General features: G+C 35.4%; 23 protein-coding genes. 5 read left to right on the top strand and 18 right to left on the bottom strand.

What is annotated here, in order from left to right; all coding sequences use genetic code 11:
* Positions 1-2 precede the first annotated feature (2 nt).
* The 17 genes from rplE to rpsL all read right to left on the bottom strand — a co-directional run bounded on the left by rplE (position 3) and on the right by rpsL (position 9,462).
* Complete coding sequence (gene rplE / locus ACWNT5_RS07520; RefSeq protein WP_219009322.1) at positions 3-554, bottom strand: 50S ribosomal protein L5; 552 nt, start codon at positions 552-554, stop codon at positions 3-5.
* Positions 555-556: 2 nt separating this feature from the next.
* Complete coding sequence (rplX, locus tag ACWNT5_RS07515; protein ID WP_219009323.1) at positions 557-868, bottom strand: 50S ribosomal protein L24; 312 nt, start codon at positions 866-868, stop codon at positions 557-559.
* Positions 869-881: 13 nt separating this feature from the next.
* Entirely contained in the window at positions 882-1,250 is a 369-nt protein-coding gene (rplN, locus tag ACWNT5_RS07510) for a 50S ribosomal protein L14 (protein ID WP_027392543.1), read from the bottom strand.
* Between the two features lie 2 nt (positions 1,251-1,252).
* Complete coding sequence (rpsQ, locus tag ACWNT5_RS07505; protein ID WP_025741866.1) at positions 1,253-1,510, bottom strand: 30S ribosomal protein S17; 258 nt, start codon at positions 1,508-1,510, stop codon at positions 1,253-1,255.
* A gap of 12 nt (positions 1,511-1,522) precedes the next feature.
* The gene (gene rpmC / locus ACWNT5_RS07500; RefSeq protein WP_299608386.1) at positions 1,523-1,717 is read right to left on the bottom strand and encodes a 50S ribosomal protein L29; all 195 of its coding nucleotides are present in this window, start codon (positions 1,715-1,717) and stop codon (positions 1,523-1,525) included.
* A 12-nt stretch (positions 1,718-1,729) separates the two neighbouring features.
* On the bottom strand, positions 1,730-2,149 hold the full coding sequence (gene rplP / locus ACWNT5_RS07495; protein ID WP_299608388.1) for a 50S ribosomal protein L16: 420 nt from the start codon (positions 2,147-2,149) through the stop codon (positions 1,730-1,732).
* 20 nt (positions 2,150-2,169) lie between these two features.
* The gene (gene rpsC, locus ACWNT5_RS07490) at positions 2,170-2,898 is read right to left on the bottom strand and encodes a 30S ribosomal protein S3 (protein WP_027392547.1); all 729 of its coding nucleotides are present in this window, start codon (positions 2,896-2,898) and stop codon (positions 2,170-2,172) included.
* Between the two features lie 10 nt (positions 2,899-2,908).
* Positions 2,909-3,316 carry a 50S ribosomal protein L22 gene (rplV, locus tag ACWNT5_RS07485; protein WP_299608390.1) on the bottom strand — a complete coding sequence of 136 codons (408 nt, stop codon included), beginning with the start codon at positions 3,314-3,316 and terminating at the stop codon, positions 2,909-2,911.
* Positions 3,317-3,324: 8 nt separating this feature from the next.
* A complete protein-coding gene (rpsS, locus tag ACWNT5_RS07480) occupies positions 3,325-3,603 on the bottom strand; it encodes a 30S ribosomal protein S19 (RefSeq protein ID WP_027392549.1) in 279 nt (92 codons plus the stop codon).
* 6 nt (positions 3,604-3,609) lie between these two features.
* A complete protein-coding gene (gene rplB / locus ACWNT5_RS07475) occupies positions 3,610-4,434 on the bottom strand; it encodes a 50S ribosomal protein L2 (protein WP_299608393.1) in 825 nt (274 codons plus the stop codon).
* 9 nt (positions 4,435-4,443) lie between these two features.
* Positions 4,444-4,734, bottom strand: coding sequence for a 50S ribosomal protein L23 (gene rplW, locus ACWNT5_RS07470; protein ID WP_299900880.1), 291 nt, complete (start codon positions 4,732-4,734; stop codon positions 4,444-4,446).
* A 5-nt stretch (positions 4,735-4,739) separates the two neighbouring features.
* On the bottom strand, positions 4,740-5,369 hold the full coding sequence (gene rplD, locus ACWNT5_RS07465; RefSeq protein WP_299900883.1) for a 50S ribosomal protein L4: 630 nt from the start codon (positions 5,367-5,369) through the stop codon (positions 4,740-4,742).
* Entirely contained in the window at positions 5,369-5,986 is a 618-nt protein-coding gene (gene rplC, locus ACWNT5_RS07460) for a 50S ribosomal protein L3 (RefSeq protein WP_299608399.1), read from the bottom strand. The genes rplD and rplC overlap by 1 nt, the downstream gene beginning before the upstream one ends.
* 146 nt (positions 5,987-6,132) lie before the next feature.
* Positions 6,133-6,438, bottom strand: a complete 306-nt coding sequence (rpsJ, locus tag ACWNT5_RS07455; RefSeq protein ID WP_010181931.1) for a 30S ribosomal protein S10 — start codon at positions 6,436-6,438, stop codon at positions 6,133-6,135.
* Between the two features lie 10 nt (positions 6,439-6,448).
* Positions 6,449-8,575: an elongation factor G gene (fusA, locus tag ACWNT5_RS07450; RefSeq protein ID WP_299608401.1), complete on the bottom strand. Its 2,127-nt coding sequence runs from the start codon at positions 8,573-8,575 to the stop codon at positions 6,449-6,451.
* 12 nt (positions 8,576-8,587) lie between these two features.
* Entirely contained in the window at positions 8,588-9,064 is a 477-nt protein-coding gene (gene rpsG / locus ACWNT5_RS07445) for a 30S ribosomal protein S7 (protein ID WP_219009333.1), read from the bottom strand.
* A 23-nt stretch (positions 9,065-9,087) separates the two neighbouring features.
* Positions 9,088-9,462, bottom strand: a complete 375-nt coding sequence (gene rpsL / locus ACWNT5_RS07440; protein ID WP_024770883.1) for a 30S ribosomal protein S12 — start codon at positions 9,460-9,462, stop codon at positions 9,088-9,090.
* Between the two features lie 184 nt (positions 9,463-9,646).
* On the opposite strand from rpsL, the gene ACWNT5_RS07435 reads away from it, so the two are divergent.
* From ACWNT5_RS07435 to rlmB, 5 genes are all read left to right on the top strand, one after another.
* Positions 9,647-11,341, top strand: coding sequence for a BamA/TamA family outer membrane protein (locus ACWNT5_RS07435; protein ID WP_456517015.1), 1,695 nt, complete (start codon positions 9,647-9,649; stop codon positions 11,339-11,341).
* Positions 11,342-11,769: 428 nt separating this feature from the next.
* Entirely contained in the window at positions 11,770-14,982 is a 3,213-nt protein-coding gene (locus tag ACWNT5_RS07430; protein ID WP_456517014.1) for a SusC/RagA family TonB-linked outer membrane protein, read from the top strand.
* 26 nt (positions 14,983-15,008) lie between these two features.
* Positions 15,009-16,640: a SusD/RagB family nutrient-binding outer membrane lipoprotein gene (locus ACWNT5_RS07425; RefSeq protein WP_299608410.1), complete on the top strand. Its 1,632-nt coding sequence runs from the start codon at positions 15,009-15,011 to the stop codon at positions 16,638-16,640.
* 24 nt (positions 16,641-16,664) lie between these two features.
* The gene (locus tag ACWNT5_RS07420) at positions 16,665-17,528 is read left to right on the top strand and encodes a hypothetical protein (protein WP_299608413.1); all 864 of its coding nucleotides are present in this window, start codon (positions 16,665-16,667) and stop codon (positions 17,526-17,528) included.
* Between the two features lie 85 nt (positions 17,529-17,613).
* Positions 17,614-18,351 carry a 23S rRNA (guanosine(2251)-2'-O)-methyltransferase RlmB gene (gene rlmB / locus ACWNT5_RS07415; protein ID WP_299608416.1) on the top strand — a complete coding sequence of 246 codons (738 nt, stop codon included), beginning with the start codon at positions 17,614-17,616 and terminating at the stop codon, positions 18,349-18,351.
* Positions 18,352-18,366: 15 nt separating this feature from the next.
* Here the strand turns inward: rlmB and ACWNT5_RS07410 are convergent, their stop codons facing one another.
* Positions 18,367-19,110, bottom strand: coding sequence for a rhomboid family intramembrane serine protease (locus ACWNT5_RS07410; protein WP_299608418.1), 744 nt, complete (start codon positions 19,108-19,110; stop codon positions 18,367-18,369).
* Between the last annotated feature and the right edge of the window lie 43 nt (positions 19,111-19,153).

The raw sequence follows: 19,153 nt of genomic DNA, 5'->3' as shown, positions 1-19,153 counted from the left end.
AATTAATTCTTTTTAAAAGGTAAACCTAGTTCAGTTAACAATGATTTTGCTTCTTTATCAGTATTCGCAGAAGTTTCGAAAGTGATATTCATTCCTGAAATTTTATTCACCTTATCAATATCAATCTCCGGGAAAATGATCTGCTCAGTAATCCCTAAAGAGTAATTACCTCTACCATCAAAACCAGTTGCTTTAATACCATTAAAATCTCTTACACGTGGTAAAGCTGAAGTAATCAAACGATCTAAAAACTCATACATTCTTTCTCCTCTTAACGTAACCTTAGCACCTATTGGCATTCCTTTACGTAATTTGAAAGAAGCAACATCCTTCTTAGAAATTGTAGCTACAGCTTTTTGCCCTGTAATTGTTGTTAATTCATCTACAGCGTAATCGATTAACTTTTTATCTGCTACAGCTGCACCAATACCTCTACTTAAAACTATTTTTTTAAGTTTTGGTACTTCCATTACATTACCGTAACTAAATTCTTCTGTAAGAGCTGACACGATTCTGTCTTTATACTCTTGTTTAAGTCTTGGGATATAAGCCATAACTATATTACTTCATTAGATTTTTTAGAAAATCTCACTTTCTTATCTCCTTCCATTCTATATCCAACTCTTGTAGTCTCACCATTAGATGTTAACAATGATAAATTGGAAATATGAATTGGTGCTTCTTGCTTTACTATACCACCTTGTGGATTAGCAGCACTAGGCTTTTTGTGTTTTGAAACAAGGTTTACACCTTCAACAATTGCCTTGTTCTTATCTTTCAATACCTTTTGTACAGTTCCTTGCTGACCTTTATTGTCTCCAGCAATAACCTTTACTGTATCTCCTGATTTAATTTTTAGTTTTGTCATGTCTGCAATACTATTAAAGCACTTCTGGCGCTAGTGATACAATCTTCATAAACTGCTTGTCACGAAGTTCTCTCGCTACAGGACCAAACACACGTGTTCCTCTCATTTCTCCAGCAGGGTTCAAAAGAACACATGCATTATCATCGAAACGAATATAAGAACCATCTGGTCTGCGCACTTCTTTTTTGGTACGAACTACAACTGCAGTTGAAACCGCTCCTTTTTTGATATTTCCATTTGGAGTTGCTTCTTTAACACTGACAACGATCTTGTCTCCTACAGAGGCGTATCTTCTTTTTGTACCACCTAAAACACGGATAACTAAAACTTCTTTACCACCTGTGTTGTCTGCTACTTTTAATCTAGACTCTTGTTGTACCATAATTACTTAGCTCTTTCAATTACTTCTACTAATCTCCAGCATTTGGTTCTACTCATAGGTCTTGTTTCCATGATCTTTACGGTATCACCAATATTGCAGTCATTTTTCTCGTCGTGCGCAACATATTTCTTTGTCTTTAACACGAACTTTCCGTACATCGGGTGTTTCACTTTTTTAACCTCAGAAACCACAATTGACTTCTGCATTTTGTTACTAGTAACTACACCTATACGTTCTTTTCTTAAGTTTCTTTTTTCCATCTTTCAGCAGAATTAACCGTTTAATTCTCTTTTAGTAAGCTCTGTTTCCATTCTCGCAATAGATCTTCTAACTTTACGGATTTGTAAAGGATTTTCTAATGGAGACATAGCATGAGCCATTTTTAAATCTGAATATTCTTTTCGATATTTTCCAAGTTCCTCTTGTAATTCAGCTGTCGACGATTCTTTTACTTGTGATTGTTTCATAATCTTCAATTATTAAGCTTGATAATCTCTAGCTACGATAAACTTAGTTTTAACTGGTAATTTCTGAGCAGCTAAGCGTAATGCTTCTTTAGCCACATCATGAGGAACACCACTTATCTCAAACAAGATTCTTCCTGGTTTTACAACTGCTGCCCAATATTCTACAGCACCTTTTCCTTTACCCATACGTACTTCAAGAGGTTTCTTTGTAATAGGCTTGTCTGGGAAAATTTTAATCCACAGAGAACCTTCTCTTTTCATATAACGAGTAGCAGAAATACGAGCTGCTTCTATTTGTCTAGCGGTTACAAAACTTGAATCTAATGCTTTGATTCCGAAAGTTCCATTTGAAAGCGTATGACCTCTTTGAGAAAGACCTTTCATACGTCCTTTTTGCTGCTTACGGAATTTTGTTCTTTTAGGCTGTAACATTGTTAATTTACTTTAAAAAATTACTTTCTACGACGTGATTTATTATTTCCACCTCGTCCGGCTCCTCTGTCGCCTCCTTTTCCTTGTTTCTTAGAAAGACCTACTAAAGGAGAAAGCTCTCTCTTACCATATACTTCGCCTTTCATAATCCATACTTTTACACCCAATCTACCATAAGTAGTGTGTGCTTCTACCAAAGCATAATCTATGTCAGCTCTAAATGTTGATAAAGGAATTCTTCCGTCTTTATAAGACTCTGAACGTGCCATTTCAGCACCATTTAATCTTCCTGAAATTTGAATTTTGATACCTTCAGCATTCATTCTCATTGCAGCCGCAATAGCCATCTTTATTGCTCTACGATAAGAGATACGACTCTCTATCTGTCTAGCAACACTAGATCCTACTAAAAACGCATCAAGTTCTGGTCTCTTGATTTCAAAAATATTAATCTGAACTTCCTTATCTGTAATCTTTTTAAGCTCTTCTTTTAACTTGTCTACCTCTTGACCACCTTTTCCGATAATAATACCAGGTCTAGCAGTAGTGATAGTAACGGTTACAAGTTTAAGCGTACGCTCAATAATTACTCTAGATACACTAGCTTTAGATAAACGTGCGTGTACGTACTTTCTAATCTTATCGTCTTCGGCTAATTTATCACCGTAGTCATTACCGCCATACCAGTTGGATTCCCATCCTCTAATGATACCAAGGCGATTTCCGATTGGATTTGTCTTCTGTCCCATACTATTTATATTAGCTTTGTGTATTATTTTTTGCCGCAACCACGATTGTAACGTGATTAGAGCGTTTTCTTATTCTGTGTGCACGACCCTGCGGTGCTGGACGTAATCTTTTTAACATACTTCCACCATCTACACGAATCTCTTTTACGAAAAGATCAGCATCTTCAATGCTTGCGTCTTCATTTTTTGCTTGCCAGTTTGCTATTGCAGAAAGCAATAACTTTTCTAAACGACGTGCAGCTTCTTTTTGACTAAATCTAAGAATATGAAGCGCTCTTTCTACCTTTTCACCACGAACTAAATCTGCTACTAAACGCATTTTGCGAGGTGACGTAGGACAGTTATTAAGTTTAGCAAAAGCAATCTGCTTTTTCTCTTCCTTAATTCTTTCTGCCATTTCTCTTTTACGAACTCCCATAGCTTAAATTATTTTTTACCTTTATTTTTAGCACCAGCGTGCCCTCTGAAAGAACGTGTTGGCGAAAACTCTCCTAATTTATGACCTACCATATTTTCTGTAATGTACACAGGAACAAACTGGCGACCATTGTGAACTGCGATCGTCTGACCAACAAAATCAGGAGAAATCATAGAAGCTCTTGACCAAGTCTTGATAACAGTTTTCTTATTAGCCTCAACATTCGCTGCAACTTTCTTCTCTAACTTGTAGTGAATGTAAGGTCCTTTTTTTAATGAACGTGCCATATCTTATTATTTCTTTCTACGTTCTACAATATACTTATTACTCGCTTTTGTCTTAGAACGGGTTCTAAATCCTTTAGCAGGAAGACCTTTTCTAGAACGTGGGTGACCTCCAGAAGAGCGTCCTTCACCACCACCCATTGGATGATCTACAGGGTTCATTGCTACTGGTCTAGTTCTAGGACGACGACCTAACCATCTTCCTCTACCCGCTTTACCACCAACAACTAATTGATGATCACTGTTAGAAATTGCCCCGACAGTAGCCATACAATTTACTAACACCATTCTCACTTCGCCAGAAGGTAATTTTACTGTAGCAAACTTACCATCTCTCGCCATAAGCTGAGCAAAAGAACCAGCACTACGTGCCATTACAGCACCTTGACCTGGTCTTAATTCTATACAAGAAATAATAGTACCTAGAGGGATATCGCTAAGCGGCATTGCGTTTCCAATTTCTGGAGCAACATTATTACCAGAAACTACGTTCTGACCCACTTGCAGCCCATTCTGAGCGATAATATAACGCTTCTCACCATCTTGGTAGTTTAAAAGCGCTATAAAAGCAGTTCTGTTTGGATCATATTCGATAGTAGCAACAGTAGCAGGAATTCCTTGCTTGTCTCTTTTAAAATCGATAATACGATACCTTTTCTTATGACCTCCACCTTTGTAGCGCATGGTCATTTTTCCTTGATTGTTTCTACCGCCTGATCTTTTTTTCGGAGCTAATAAACTTTTCTCCGGCTTATCAGTAGTAATGGCATCAAACCCATTAACTACTCTAAAACGCTGACCTGGGGTAATTGGTTTCAATTTTCTTACTGACATTTTTTAGTCTTAAAGATTACTATATAAATCAATTACATCACCTTCCGCCACCTGTACAATAGCTTTTTTAATAGCTTTTGTTTTACCAGTGATCATTCCCGTTTTTGTATAACGAGTTTTACGATCTGGACGGACATTAATAGTTCGAACTTTAGTAACAGATACCCCATAAGCAGCTTCTACTGCTTTTTTGATCTCTACCTTATTCGCATTTCTATCTACCACAAATCCATAGCGATTATAAACCTCACTATCTGCAGTAGCCTTTTCCGTAATAATAGGTTTTATTAAGATACTCATGGCTTCTATTTACTTAAATTCGTTTCAATTCCTTTCAAAGAACCCTCTAAAAGAACAACATTCTTAGCGTTAAGTATTTTATAAGTACTTAATTCTGAGTAAGTTATAACTTCAGAGCTTTTTAAATTACGTGACGACAAATATACATTTTTATTTGACTCTCCCAACACAAATAAAGATTTTTTATCCTCCAGCCCTAACGACTTTAAAACTGCAGTAAAATTCTTTGTTTTAATTGTATCAAAAGTGAAGTCCTCTACCACTGTAATTGCCTTGTCATTCGCCTTTATACTTAGCGCAGATTTACGTGCTAATCTTTTTAAATTCTTATTTAATTTAAAAGAATAATTACGTGGTCTAGGTCCGAATATTCTACCTCCACCTTTGAAAACTGGAGACTTAATACTACCTGCTCTCGCTGTACCGGTTCCTTTTTGTTTCTTAATTTTTCTTGTACTACCTGCGATCTCAGCACGTTCTTTAGCTTTATGCGTTCCTTGACGTTGATTCGCCAAGTACTGCTTAACATCTAAATAAACAGCGTGATCATTAGGCTCTATACCAAAAACAGCATCAGAAAGATCTACCTTTCTACCTGTTTCTTTTCCGTTAATATCAATTACTGCTACCTTCATTACTTCTGAATAGTTACGTAAGCGTTTTTATGTCCAGGCACACAACCTTTCACAACTAGTAGATTCTTTTCAGCTACTACTTTTAACACTTTCAAGTTTTGAACCTTTACTTTATCTCCACCCATTCTTCCTGCCATACGCATTCCTTTAAAAACTCTTGCAGGATACGATGCAGCTCCGATTGAACCAGGAGCTCTTAAACGGTTATGCTGACCATGTGTCGCTTGTCCAACACCACCAAAACCGTGTCTCTTTACAACTCCTTGGAAACCTTTTCCTTTAGAAGTTCCTGTTACATCCACGAACTCTCCTTCTACGAAGTGCTCTACAGTGATTGTATCACCTAATTTGTACTCCTCATCAAAACCTTGGAATTCTACAACTTCGCGCTTAGCAACAGTTCCTGCTTTTTTAAAGTGACCTAAAGCCGCTTTCGTAGCATTTTTGTCTGCTTTGTCATCGAAACCTAATTGAATAGCCTCATAACCATCCACTTCTTCAGTTCTGACTTGGGTAACCACGCATGGCCCAGCTTCGATCACAGTACATGGAATGTTTTTCCCATTCTCGTCGAAGATGCTGGTCATACCGATCTTTTTTCCTATTAACCCAGACATATTTATTAATTATTAATTAGTATACTTATTTAAATTTTCGCAAAAAAACAGGGTCAAAATACTTCAACCCTGAATGTATTTTTGCCGTTTTTCCCTCGCACGCAGCTTGGGACATTTCATGTAAGACTTTCTTACTGGAAGTTTTATCAAACTTTGATTTCCACTTCGACTCCACTAGGTAATTCTAACTTCATTAACGCATCGATCGTTTTTGAAGAAGAACTATAGATATCTAAAAGTCTTTTATAAGAACTTAATTGAAATTGCTCTCTTGACTTCTTATTTACGTGTGGAGATCTTAAAACAGTAAAGATCTTTTTATGTGTTGGTAATGGAATTGGTCCAGTCACCACAGCTCCAGTACTCTTAACAGTCTTAACAATCTTTTCAGCAGACTTATCTACTAAATTATGATCGTAAGATTTTAATTTTATTCTAATTTTTTGACTCATTTCTGTAAAATTAAGCGTTAACTCCTTTTGCTGCTGCAATCACTTCTTCCGATATATTCGAAGGAGTCTCAGCATAGTGAGAAAATTCCATTGTAGATGTCGCTCTACCAGATGATAAAGTTCTTAATGTTGTTACATATCCAAACATTTCAGAAAGTGGTACTGTAGCTTTAACCGTTTTAGCGCCCGCTCTATCACCCATATCACTTACCTGACCTCTACGTCTATTCAAATCACCTACGATATCACCCATGTTTTCCTCTGGTGTAATAACCTCTAGTTTCATGATAGGTTCCATCACCACAGCTTTAGCTGCTTTTGCCGCTGCTTTAAAACCAAGCTTAGCAGCCAATTCGAATGATAATTGATCAGAATCCACATCGTGATAAGAACCGTCTGTAAGAGTAACTTTCATAGCATCTACTTCATAACCCGCAAGCGGCCCATTTTGCATTGCCATTTTAAATCCTTTCTCTACAGAAGGAACAAATTCCTTAGGAACGTTACCTCCTTTAATCTCGGAAATAAACTCTAACCCTACTTTTCCTTCTTCTGCTGGCTCTAATGTAAATACAATATCCGCAAACTTACCACGCCCACCAGACTGCTTCTTATAAACCTCTCTGTGTTCGGCTCTAGCGGTAATAGCCTCTTTGTACTCTACTTGTGGCTGACCTTGATTAACCTCTACTTTGAATTCTCTTTTCAAACGGTCAACGATAATATCTAAATGAAGCTCTCCCATTCCAGAAATAATTGTCTGTCCTGAAGCCTCATCTGTTCTTACTGTAAATGTTGGATCTTCTTCTGCCAACTTAGCTAACGCCAAACCTAACTTATCAACATCAGCTTTAGTTTTTGGCTCAACAGCAATACCAATTACAGGATCAGGGAAATCCATAGATTCTAAAACGATAGGATTTTTCTCATCCGACATCGTATCGCCCGTTTTGATATCTTTAAAACCTACTGCAGCTCCAATATCTCCAGCTTCAATATATTCTATAGCATTTTGCTTATTAGAATGCATTTGATAGATACGAGAAATACGCTCTTTTTTACCTGAACGATTGTTCAAGATATAAGAACCAGCATCTAAACGTCCTGAATATGCACGGAAGAATGCTAAGCGACCTACGAAAGGATCTGTAGCAATCTTAAATGCTAATGCAGCAAACGGCTCCTTAACATCTGGCTTACGTATTTCTTCTTGATCAGTATTTGGATTAACACCTACAATACCTTCCTTATCAGTTGGAGAAGGTAAGTAACGACATACTGCATCTAATAAAAATTGAACTCCTTTATTCTTGAAAGCAGAACCACAAATCATCGGTATGATAGACATATCCATTACCGCAGCCCTTAAAGCAGCGTGAACTTCTTCCTCTGTAATTGAGTCTTCATCTTCCATGAACTTCTCAAGAAGCTCCTCATCGTAAGCAGCAACTTCTTCTATAAGTTTTCCTCTTAACTCTGCCGCTTCTTCTTTTAATTCTTCTGGAATATCAATTACATCAAAAGTAGATCCTTGTGTTTCATCATGCCACACAATAGCTCGGTTCTTAACTAAATCCACAATTCCTTTGAAATCAGCTTCATCACCAATATTCATTACAATAGGAACTGCATTAGAACCTAACATATCTTTTACTTGTTGACACACTGCCATAAAATTAGACCCTTGACGATCCATTTTATTTACAAATCCGATACGCGGTACTTTATAGTTATCTGCAAGTCTCCAGTTAGTTTCTGATTGAGGTTCAACACCATCAACCGCACTAAATAAAAACACCAACCCATCAAGAACACGTAAAGAACGGTTAACCTCTACCGTAAAATCAACGTGTCCCGGAGTATCGATAATATTAAAATGATATCCTTTTGTATCTGCAACAGCCTGACCATTTTCTGTCGGAAACTTCCACTCACAAGTGGTAGCAGCAGAAGTAATTGTAATACCTCTTTCTTGCTCTTGCTCCATCCAGTCCATAGTAGCAGCACCATCGTGCACCTCACCGATCTTATGACTTACACCTGTGTAATATAAGATACGCTCTGTAGTTGTAGTTTTTCCTGCATCAATATGTGCAGCAATACCAATATTTCTTGTATATTTTAAATCTCTAGCCATTTCTGTTCGTGATTAAAATCTAAAGTGTGAGAATGCTTTATTTGCTTCAGCCATCTTATGGGTATCTACTCTTTTCTTAACCGCAGCACCCTCTTCTTTTTCTGCAGCAATAATCTCTGCAGCAAGTTTCTGTGCCATAGACTTTTCATTTCTCTTACGAGCAAACTGAATCAACCATTTCATCGCAGTTGATATCTTTCTGTCCGGTCTGATTGGATTAGGAATTTGGAAAGTAGCTCCTCCAACACGACGACTTCTTACTTCTACATGTGGCATTACGTTTGATAACGCATCTTTCCACATTTCCAAAGCTGTTTTTTCTTCGTTTTGTTTTTTCTCTTCTACGATATCAATCGCATCATAGAAAATTTTGAAAGCAACCGATTTCTTACCATCCCACATCATCATATTAACAAAACGAGTCACTAATTGATCATTAAAACGTGGATCAGGTAAAATAGGTCTTTTTTTAGCCTTTCTTTTTCTCATGTCTTCTTCTTAAAGTTTTTTAATTACTTTTTAGGGCGTTTTGCACCATATTTAGATCTACGTTGCGTTCTACCTTCAACACCCGCGGTGTCTAAAGCTCCACGAACAATGTGATATCTAACTCCTGGTAAATCTTTTACCCTTCCACCTCTAACTAATACTATCGAGTGCTCCTGTAGATTGTGACCCTCACCTCCGATGTATGCGTTCACTTCCTTACCATTAGTCAACCTAACACGAGCAACTTTTCTCATTGCTGAATTTGGTTTTTTTGGTGTAGTAGTATAAACACGCGTACAAACACCGCGACGTTGCGGGCACGAATCCAAAGCAGCCGATTTACTCTTCTTAGTTATTTTGGCTCTACCTTTTCTTACTAATTGTGAAATTGTTGGCATAATTTGCTTTACACTATTATTAAAATAATTTTAAATTACCTCTTTATAGAGGGCTGCAAAGGTAGAAATATTTTTCAGCAATTCAAATCCTAATGCATTAATTTTCAAATACATTTAAAATGATAGGATTAAACCGTAAGAAATACCTGTATTTTCCGTTATTTTAGCAGTATTAAATTGCAGTTTGAGAACCTTATATTTTTACATCTTCGTCCTTAATATATGTATACATTCTTTTTGTAATGGACAAAATTCGTCGATTACCCTTCAAGTAAAAGGAAAAGATTCTATCGAAACAGCAAAGATTGATAGCATTTCTTACAAGAAAACATTCGACAATTATATTGATTTAAGAACAGAAACGAGCAACCTACACAAAAAATTATTAAAAACAGGTTACCTTGACGCAGAATGGCGAGGCATCACAAAAACCTCAGACACCACATTTCTAAGTAGCTTTATACTTAACCAAAAATACACCGAGCTTATTATAAAATATGACAATGAAACATTACCCTTAAAAATAATAGAAGAGATCTCTAAAAACCCCTCCACTTCAGAATTTATTATCCCCATTGAAAAAACAGAAAACACCTTACAACACCTAACCAATTACCTAGTAAACCAAGGAAACACATTTACCAACCTTTCCTTAACCGAAATCATAAAAAAAGAGCAAAAGGTCTTTGCTAAACTTATAAGCAAAAGAGGAGTTGAAAGAAAAATCGATGATATAATCATAAAAGGTTATACCAAATTTCCAAATTCATTTTTAAAGTATAATAGCAAAATAAGAAAGGGAAGCGTTTTTAACAAAAGTGATGTTTTAAAAAAATCACAAGCAATCGACAATCTAGGTTTTAGCAAGAACATAAAACCTCCTGAAATATTATTTGAAAAAGATTCCACCAAAGTATATTTATATCTAGAAAAAAAATCAGCCAATAGCTTTGATGGATTTCTTGGGTTTTCGAACGACTCTGAATCCAACAACCTTGAATTAAATGGATATCTAAATTTGAATTTGATAAACAATCTTAATTTTGGAGAAAGATTAAATCTAATATATAAGAGTGACGGAAATGAACAACAAAGATTCCAAGCCAATTTATTCCTACCTTATGTTTTCAAATCCCCTATTGGTATTGAAGCAGGTCTCGACATTTTCAAAAAAGACTCTAGTTTTTTGATTACCGAACAAAAACTAAAGCTTAACTATTTAATAAATGACAAAAATAATATTGCCTTAGGATACAAATCAATTTCTTCAGACAATCTTCTAGACGAACCACTACCAAGTTTAAACATAGAAAACTATTCTGCTAATTTTTTCGGAATAAGCTTCAACCATACAAAAAGACAAAACAACATATTATTTCCAATAAAAAACAATTACCTCTTTGAAATAGAATACGGGACACGAAATACTGATGCATTGAAGACTAATCAAATAAAAGGAACTATCAACATAGAACACATATTCAAGTTAAACACTAGAAATAACATTTTTATTAAAAATAGTTCGGCTGCAATTTTTTCCGAAGATCTTTTTTTTAATGAGCTTTATAGATTTGGTGGAATTAATTCTGTTAGAGGTTTTGAAGAAAACAGCATCAATGCCTCATTATTCAATGTTTTTTCAACTGAGTATCGATATATCTTATCAAATAACATATACATACACACAATTACTGACTACTCCTACTTCGAAGACGAAACCAACAACATATCCGATAATCTAACCAGCTTTGGATTTGGATTAGGCCTAAATACAAAAACTGGTTTATTCAGAATAATCTTCGCTAACGGAAAAAATAGCGACGCTAACTTTGAGTTTTCAAACACTAAGGTACACCTTAGCTTGAATGCTACGTTCTAAACACCAAATAGCTCAAAAAGTCATCTTCTGATAGAAAAAACACTAAAAATCTAATATTACAAGTCAATTTTAACTACAATTTCCATATTTAAGAAAATCCAAAAAATTAACATTTCAACAAGAAATCAATTAAAACTCTTAAAACCACCCTACCCACTAAAACCAAAAGAACGCACCCAGACTATAACAAACTCAAAACAAAAGATTTAGACTGAAAAATGAATCCTAAAACAATAGTTTAATCCATCAAATTGACGACCAAAAAACAGACCAAAAATATGCCTAATCACAGAACTACAACGTTATAGTGGGATTTCACATTATATTAACTTGACCTGAACAATAATTTAATTTTTAACTAAATAAAAGTTGTTTAATTAAGATATTATTATGATTTTTGGCATTGGCTAATTCAAATAAATTATAAAATGAGAACAAAGTTTAGAGGAATTCTAACGCTATTGCTGGCGTTTGTAGTGCAACTAACGTTTGCACAAGAAAAAACGATCTCAGGTAATGTGACCGACAATAGTGGGTTACCGCTTCCAGGGGTAAACATCGTTGTAAAAGGTACCAGTAAGGGTACTCAATCCGATTTTGATGGTAACTTTACTATCGAAGTGAACAGAGGAGCTGTACTTTCTTTCAGTTACTTAGGATTTACAACAAAAGAAGTTGTGGTTGGGGACAGCAACACCATCAATGTACAACTTGAAGAAGATGCAGCGACACTTGAAGAAGTTGTTGTAACTGCACAAGGTATTAAGAGAGAAAGAAAATCTTTAGGTTATGCTATCTCTACCGTTGCATCTGATGATATTCAAGAACAGTCTAGTGCAGACCTTGGTAGAATCCTATCGGGTGAAGCAGCTGGTTTGAATATCACATCTACAAACGGTACTGCAGGTTCTGGAACAAATATCATTATTCGTGGTTTATCTACTGTTTCAGGAAGTAACCAGCCACTATTTATTGTAGATGGTGTTCCTTTCGCTAATAATACAAACCAACAGAATGCTTTCTTTAACAACGTTACGGAATCAAGTAGATTCTTGGATATTGATCCAAATAACATCGAAAGCGTAAACGTACTTAAAGGTCTTAGTGCATCTGTATTATACGGACAAGAAGGTAGAAATGGGGTAATTCTTATTACTACAAAAACAGGAGCTGCAAAAGCTTCAAACAAAAAATTTGAAGTTACTTTTTCTCAATCTCTTTTTGCAGAAGAAGCTGTATTACCAAAATATCAGGACGAATACGGAGGTGGTTTCCACCAAAACTTTGGGTTCTTCTTTAGTAACTGGGGTCCAAGTTTTAATAGAGATATAAGTGCTAACCCTTTATATAGAAGCGGTGCTCCTGGAAATACTTTTGTAGCCAATCCTTTATCTCAAATCGCTGACCAAAGTTTAGTGATTGGTTTTGAAGATATCGCTGCTTCAGAATATGCTTACAGACCTTATGATAGTGTTGATAGATTCTTTAAAACTGGTTTTATATCTAACACATCTATAGGTATGACTGGTGGTAATGAAAATGCATCTTTCAGTGCTAACTACAGTTATTTTGATCAAGACAGTTTTACACCAGGAAACCAATTAACAAGAAACAACATTGGTTTTGGTGGTAAAGCAAAATTAAGTAACAAAATTACTTTCCAAGGTACTGCAAACTATACTAATTCTAGATTAAAGACTCCTCCAATTTCAGCATCTGCTGGTAGTGGAACTGTTGGTGGTGGTAGTTCTGTTTTTGGTGATATCCTTTATACTCCAAGAAGTGTTGATTTATTTGGATTACCTTTCCAAGCACAAGATGGACGAAGTGTTTATTATAGATCTGGAAACGATATTCAGAATCCATTATGGACTGTTGCAAATGCAAAAGTTACACAGGAAACAGATAACATTTTCGGAAATGCAAGTCTTACTTACAATTTCAACGATAACTACTCTTTAACATATAGAGCTGGTTTAAATACGTTTACAGAATTTAACACTAACGGTCAAAACAAAGGTGGTGTTGATGGTGACGTAACAGGTTTCTACAGAACTATTCAAGTAAGAAATACTATATTTGATAACAGTTTAATCTTAAATGGTTATGAGCAACTTAACGAAAACCTTGGTTTAACTTTCATAGCTGGTTTAAATACCAGAAGAAACACATACCTACAAGAAGGTACTTTAAGTACTCAGCAGTTAGCTTTTGGAGTTTTAAGACACTTCAACTTCGTAAACCAGTCAACAGCTGACTTTGACGGTGGACGTTTAGACTTAGAATTTGAAGATAACACGATCGGTGTATATGCAGATGTTAGTCTAGATTATAAGAATTACTTATTCTTTAATGGAGTTGTTAGAAATGACTGGTTCTCTACATTAGAACAAGACAACAACTCAATCTTATATCCTGGAGCGAGTATCTCGTTAATTGCTACGGATGCTATACCTGGTTTACAAGGAGATATGTTTAACTACTTAAAAACAAGAGTAGCATATGGAGAATCTGCAGGAGCACCTGGAGCATTTAGTACTAGAAATACTTTAGGACTTAACTCTAGAGCATTTGTTGATGCACAAGGAAATGTAATTTCTAGTAATGCTGTTTCTAACGTTTTAGGAAACGCAGATCTTAAGCCTGAAAGATTCCAAGAATTTGAAATCGGTGTTGAAACTCGTTTCTTCAACAACAGAGTTGGATTAAACGTTAGTTTATTCAAAAGAAACACAAAAGATTTAATTACTAATCAAGCATTAGATCCTGCTTCTGGATTTACTAATAAGGTAGTAAACTTAGGTAAATCTGAAAACGAAGGGATTGAGGTAGATTTCGATATTACTCCATGGAAAACTGATAACTTTAAGTGGTTAATCAATGGTAACTTCTATGCTGATGAAAACGTAGTAACAGAGTTACCTACTGATCAGATTGCTCTTACTGCTTCTATTGGAGGAAGACCTGCAAACTATGCTATTGCTGGAGAAGCTTTTGGTATCCTTCAAGGAACTGCAATACAGAGAGATGCAGACGGTAATCCAATCGTAGGTAGTGATGGTTTATACTTAGCTACTACAGACATTGAAATTATCGGAGATCCAAATCCAGATTGGACAGGTACTTTAAAGAATACTTTTTCTTACAAAGGATTTAAATTCTCTTTTGATTTCCAATATAGACATGGTGGAGATATTTTCTCTCAAACAGCTTCTACTCTTGTAGGACGTGGAGTTGTTGATGCTGATGACCCATTAGACAGAAGAGGAGCTTACATATTACCAGGTGTTTTCCAAGATGGAACACCAAATAACATTCCAATCACTGCTACAAACGTATTCTTTGGTAACTTCGGTTTTGGACCAAACGAATCGCAAATATATGATGGTACTACTTTAAGATTAAATGAAGTTAGTCTTAGCTATGATTTCAAAAAAGAGTTCTTAAACAAAACTCCATTTGGATCATTATCAATTACGTTACTTGGATCTAATTTATGGTACAAAGCATTTAATTTCCCTGATGACGTTAATTTTGACACTAACACTCTAAGTACAGGAGTTGGTAACGGACAAGGTATTGATTTTATTACTGGTCCTAGTTCTAGAAGATACGGTCTTAGTTTTAGAGCTACTTTCTAATTTTATTTAATAAAAAAATGATAAACATGAAAAAAAATATAAAAAGAATTTTATTCCTAGCAGTATTAGCTTTGGGATTCAATTCTTGTGAAACAACGGAACTAGAGATTCTGGAAAGTCCGAACGTACTTCGTCCAGATCAGGCTGATGTAGATTTCTTTCTAAATAGTATGCAAATAAGTGCTTCAACGTTCTTTGAGCAAATTACTGAAGAAGGAATGGAAGTAACTCGTATTCTTCATCAAGCTGGACCTACATATGATAATGGTTATGGACCTGCTCAATTAGATGCTCCTTATACTACAGCTTATGCTGGTATTTTAGCAGACAATAGAGCAATGGCACCTTTAGCAGAAGAATTGGGTCTTTTCACTCATATCGCTATCGGTCAAATTATTGAAGCGTATACTATAGCAACAATGGTTGACTATTTAGGAGATGTTCCATACAGTGAAGCTATTTTAGGATTAGAAAATGAAAATCCAAATTTAGATAGTGGTCAAGCTGTTTACGATGAAATGTTTGCATTATTAGATAGTGCTATCGCTAATTTGAATGCTACTTCTACTGGTGAACCAGCTGTTGATTTATATTACGATGGAGATACTGATAACTGGATTCGTTTTGCGAATACTTTAAAAATCAAATTATTTTTACAAACTCGTTTAGTAAATGCTACAGCTTCGACTACAGGTATTAATGAAATCTTAGCTTCTGGAAACTATATAGTTTCTGCTGATCAAGATTTCCAATTTCAGTATTCTTCTGTAGATGCTAACCCAGATAGTAGACACCCAATATTTTCAAGAAACTTTGATAATGGAGTTACAGATTACCAATCAAACTCTTTCATGGATGTTTTATTAAATGGTAAAAGCGCACCAGATCCAAGAATCAGATACTATTTCTATAGAAACAGATCTAACGCTTCTACAGATCCTAACGCATTACCATGTATCACTGAAACTGCACCTGCTCATTATCCTGCTGGTACTGTATTCTGTGTAGCTGGTCAAGGTTATAATGGTAGAGATCACCATGATAATGATGGTATCCCACCAGATGAAGCTGACAGAACAGATTGGGGAGTTTATCCAATTGGAGCTCGTTTCGATGATAATAGTTTTGACGGAACAAACGACAGAACTGTAGGAGCTCAGGGAGCTGGTATATCTCCAATCATGTTAAGTTCTTATGTTGATTTTATGTTAGCAGAAGCTGCACTTGAATTAGGTACTACTGGAGATGCTAGAACATATCTTGAAGCTGGTTTGACCAAATCATTTGCTAAAGTTATGAACTTCAGACCTGACTTAACTGATGCTGCATTAGCACCTACTGCTTTAGATGTACAAGATTACATTGATGAAGTACTTGGTAACTATGATACTGCTGCTGATGATGATGAAAGATTAGAAATTATTGTTCAAGAATATTTCATCGCATTATACGGAAACGGTATTGAGGCATACAACACATATAGAAGAACTGGTAAACCAGAAAATTTACAGCCATCGTTATTAGCGAATCCAGGTGTATACATCAGATCTTTCTTATATCCAAGTGTTTTAGTTGACAGAAACTCTAATGTTGATCAGAAAGCTAATCAAGCTTCTCCAGTATTCTGGGATACAAACCCAGAAGGATTTGTTGACTAAATAAAAAATTAAAATTTTTATAAAATGAAAAAATTAATAAATATATTTTTAGTCGTTTTTATTGCGGCGATATTTTTCTCTTGTGAGGACGATGAGAAAAATCAGATAACAGATACAGTAGAGGCACCTTGGGTATACTTTGAGTCAATAGATGCGCCTGTAATCGATGTAACAAACCTTGAAGGTTCTGCATATACTGCTAAACTTGTTGCTCCATTTAATAATGTTGCATCTTACGAAATATTCGTTAATCTTAACGATGAGGAAGATGCTGATGAGAACTTGGTTTTAACTCCATTAAAGACTATAACTGAGTTCCCTGCTGATCTAAGTATAAATGCTACTGAAGTTACTACAGCTTTAGGTTTAACTTTAGCAGATTTAAATCCTGGAGACAAAATTAACTTCAGAGTTATCATTACAGATAACGATGGTGTTGAATTTAATGGTGCTGATGAAACTCAATTCTTAGGAGACATTAACAACCCTGGATTACAACAAGCTTTAAGTTACAATACTTTTATCTCTTGTCCGTTTAATGCGGCAGATGCTGCAGGAGAATATACTGTTTCTTTCCATAGATTTGATGGGTTTTTCCCAGGTGCTGTCGCTACAAGAACAGTTGTAGCTGGACCAGGAGAGAATCAGATCACAGTTGTAGGTGGAGCTGTTATCCAAGACGGAGCTGACGATTTAATTATTTCTGTTGACCCTAATACAGGTATTGCATCTTACGGAGGATCTGGTGAAGCTATTCACTTCAACACCTTCGGTCCTGCTGCGTATTTAGGTGTAAGTGGATTTGTTTTCTCTTGTACTGGAACTGTAGATATTTCTATCCAGTCTGCTGGATTTATAGATAATTTCTTAGTAATGTCTAAGAACTAGATAAAAACTTAAGAAATACATAAAATCTCATCCCGATGAAAATTCATCGGGATGATTTTTTTATATAGCATTATATTTGCACTATATGAAGAATAATGAATCCCAAATATTTGGTATACGCACAGTAATTGAAGCTATTCATTCCGGAAAAACAATTGATAAAATCTTTATCCAAAAAGGTTTGCAAGGTGAGCTATCCAAAGAATTGATAGCGCTACTTAAAAAAGAAAATATCTCTTTTTCTCAGGTTCCTGTAGAAAAGCTAAATAGACTAACTCGTAAAAATCATCAAGGTGTTGTAGCATTCATCTCACCCATAGAATTTCATGACTTAGAAAATCTAACAATGCAAGTAATTGAATCTGGAGAAACACCTCTATTTCTAATTCTTGATCAACTATCTGATGTTCGGAATTTTGGAGCAATTATTAGAACCGCAGAATGCACTGGAGTCCATGGTATTATAATTCAGAAAAAAGGAGGCGCTCCTGTGAGCTCGGACACAGTAAAAACATCGACCGGAGCTATTTTTAAAATTCCGATCTGTAAAGTTGATCATATTAAAGATGCTATGTTTTATCTCCAGGGCTCAGGAATGCAAATAGTAGCGGCAAGTGAAAAAGCAGTAACCCCTATTTATGATATAGATCTTAAAATACCAACTGCTATCGTAATGGGTAGTGAAGGAAAAGGTATTTCTAACTCTGTTTTAAAAATTGTTGATCATATGGCCAAACTTCCTATGTACGGAGAAATAGCTTCCTTAAACGTTTCTGTCGCGTGTGGAGTATTTTTATATGAAACCATTAGACAAAGATTATAAACACATAAAAGATCATCATTCTTCTTCAGAATTATCGTTATCTGAAGACTTAAAGTTATAAATGATTTCTATATGTTCCTGTTCATCAGGTTCTGGTAAATTCTCTATAAAATTACCGTTTTCGTCAAAATGTTTTAAGAAGTCGTCTTCTTCAGGATCAAAATCATCTTCTTCCCAATTATACCTCTTAGGTGTAGCAATGCCTTTTTTAATACAAAAAGCCAAAAAAAATCCAACTAACAATCCTGATAAATGCCCTTCCCAAGAAATCTTTGGATCAATAGGAAATGTATACCAAATCATGCTACCATAGATAAAAACCACTACAAAAGATAGTGCTATTAGCCTGTAGTGCTTTGCAATAATACCCTTCAAAAACAAAAAACCAAATAACATATAAATTAATCCACTTGCACCTATATGGTTTGCTGTACGACCTAGAAACCAAGTCAAAAACCCTGTAAGAAGTCCTCCTATAAGAATAACTTTCCAAGAGTTTCTGGGATAAAAAAAGAAAAGTGAAGAAGACAAAATAAATAATGGCAAAGTATTATGCCACAAATGCGACAAATCTCCATGAATAAAAGGAGAAAACAGAATCCCCCTCAACCCTATTAAAGTTCTTGGATATATCCCAAAATTATTAAAATCAAAGCCAAATCTCACTTCAAACCAGAAAACTATCCATATCAGCAATACAAACAATAAAGGATATCCAATAACGCCTGTACTAAAAACAAATTGATCTCTTTTTCTCATAACTTTGTTAGATATATCAAAAAATCTTCCAAAGACTATATCA

The organism is Aquimarina sp. 433, from assembly GCF_054054605.1.
The sequence above is the reverse complement of the archived record's forward strand: the minus strand, read 5'-3'. Positions and strand labels throughout refer to the sequence as shown.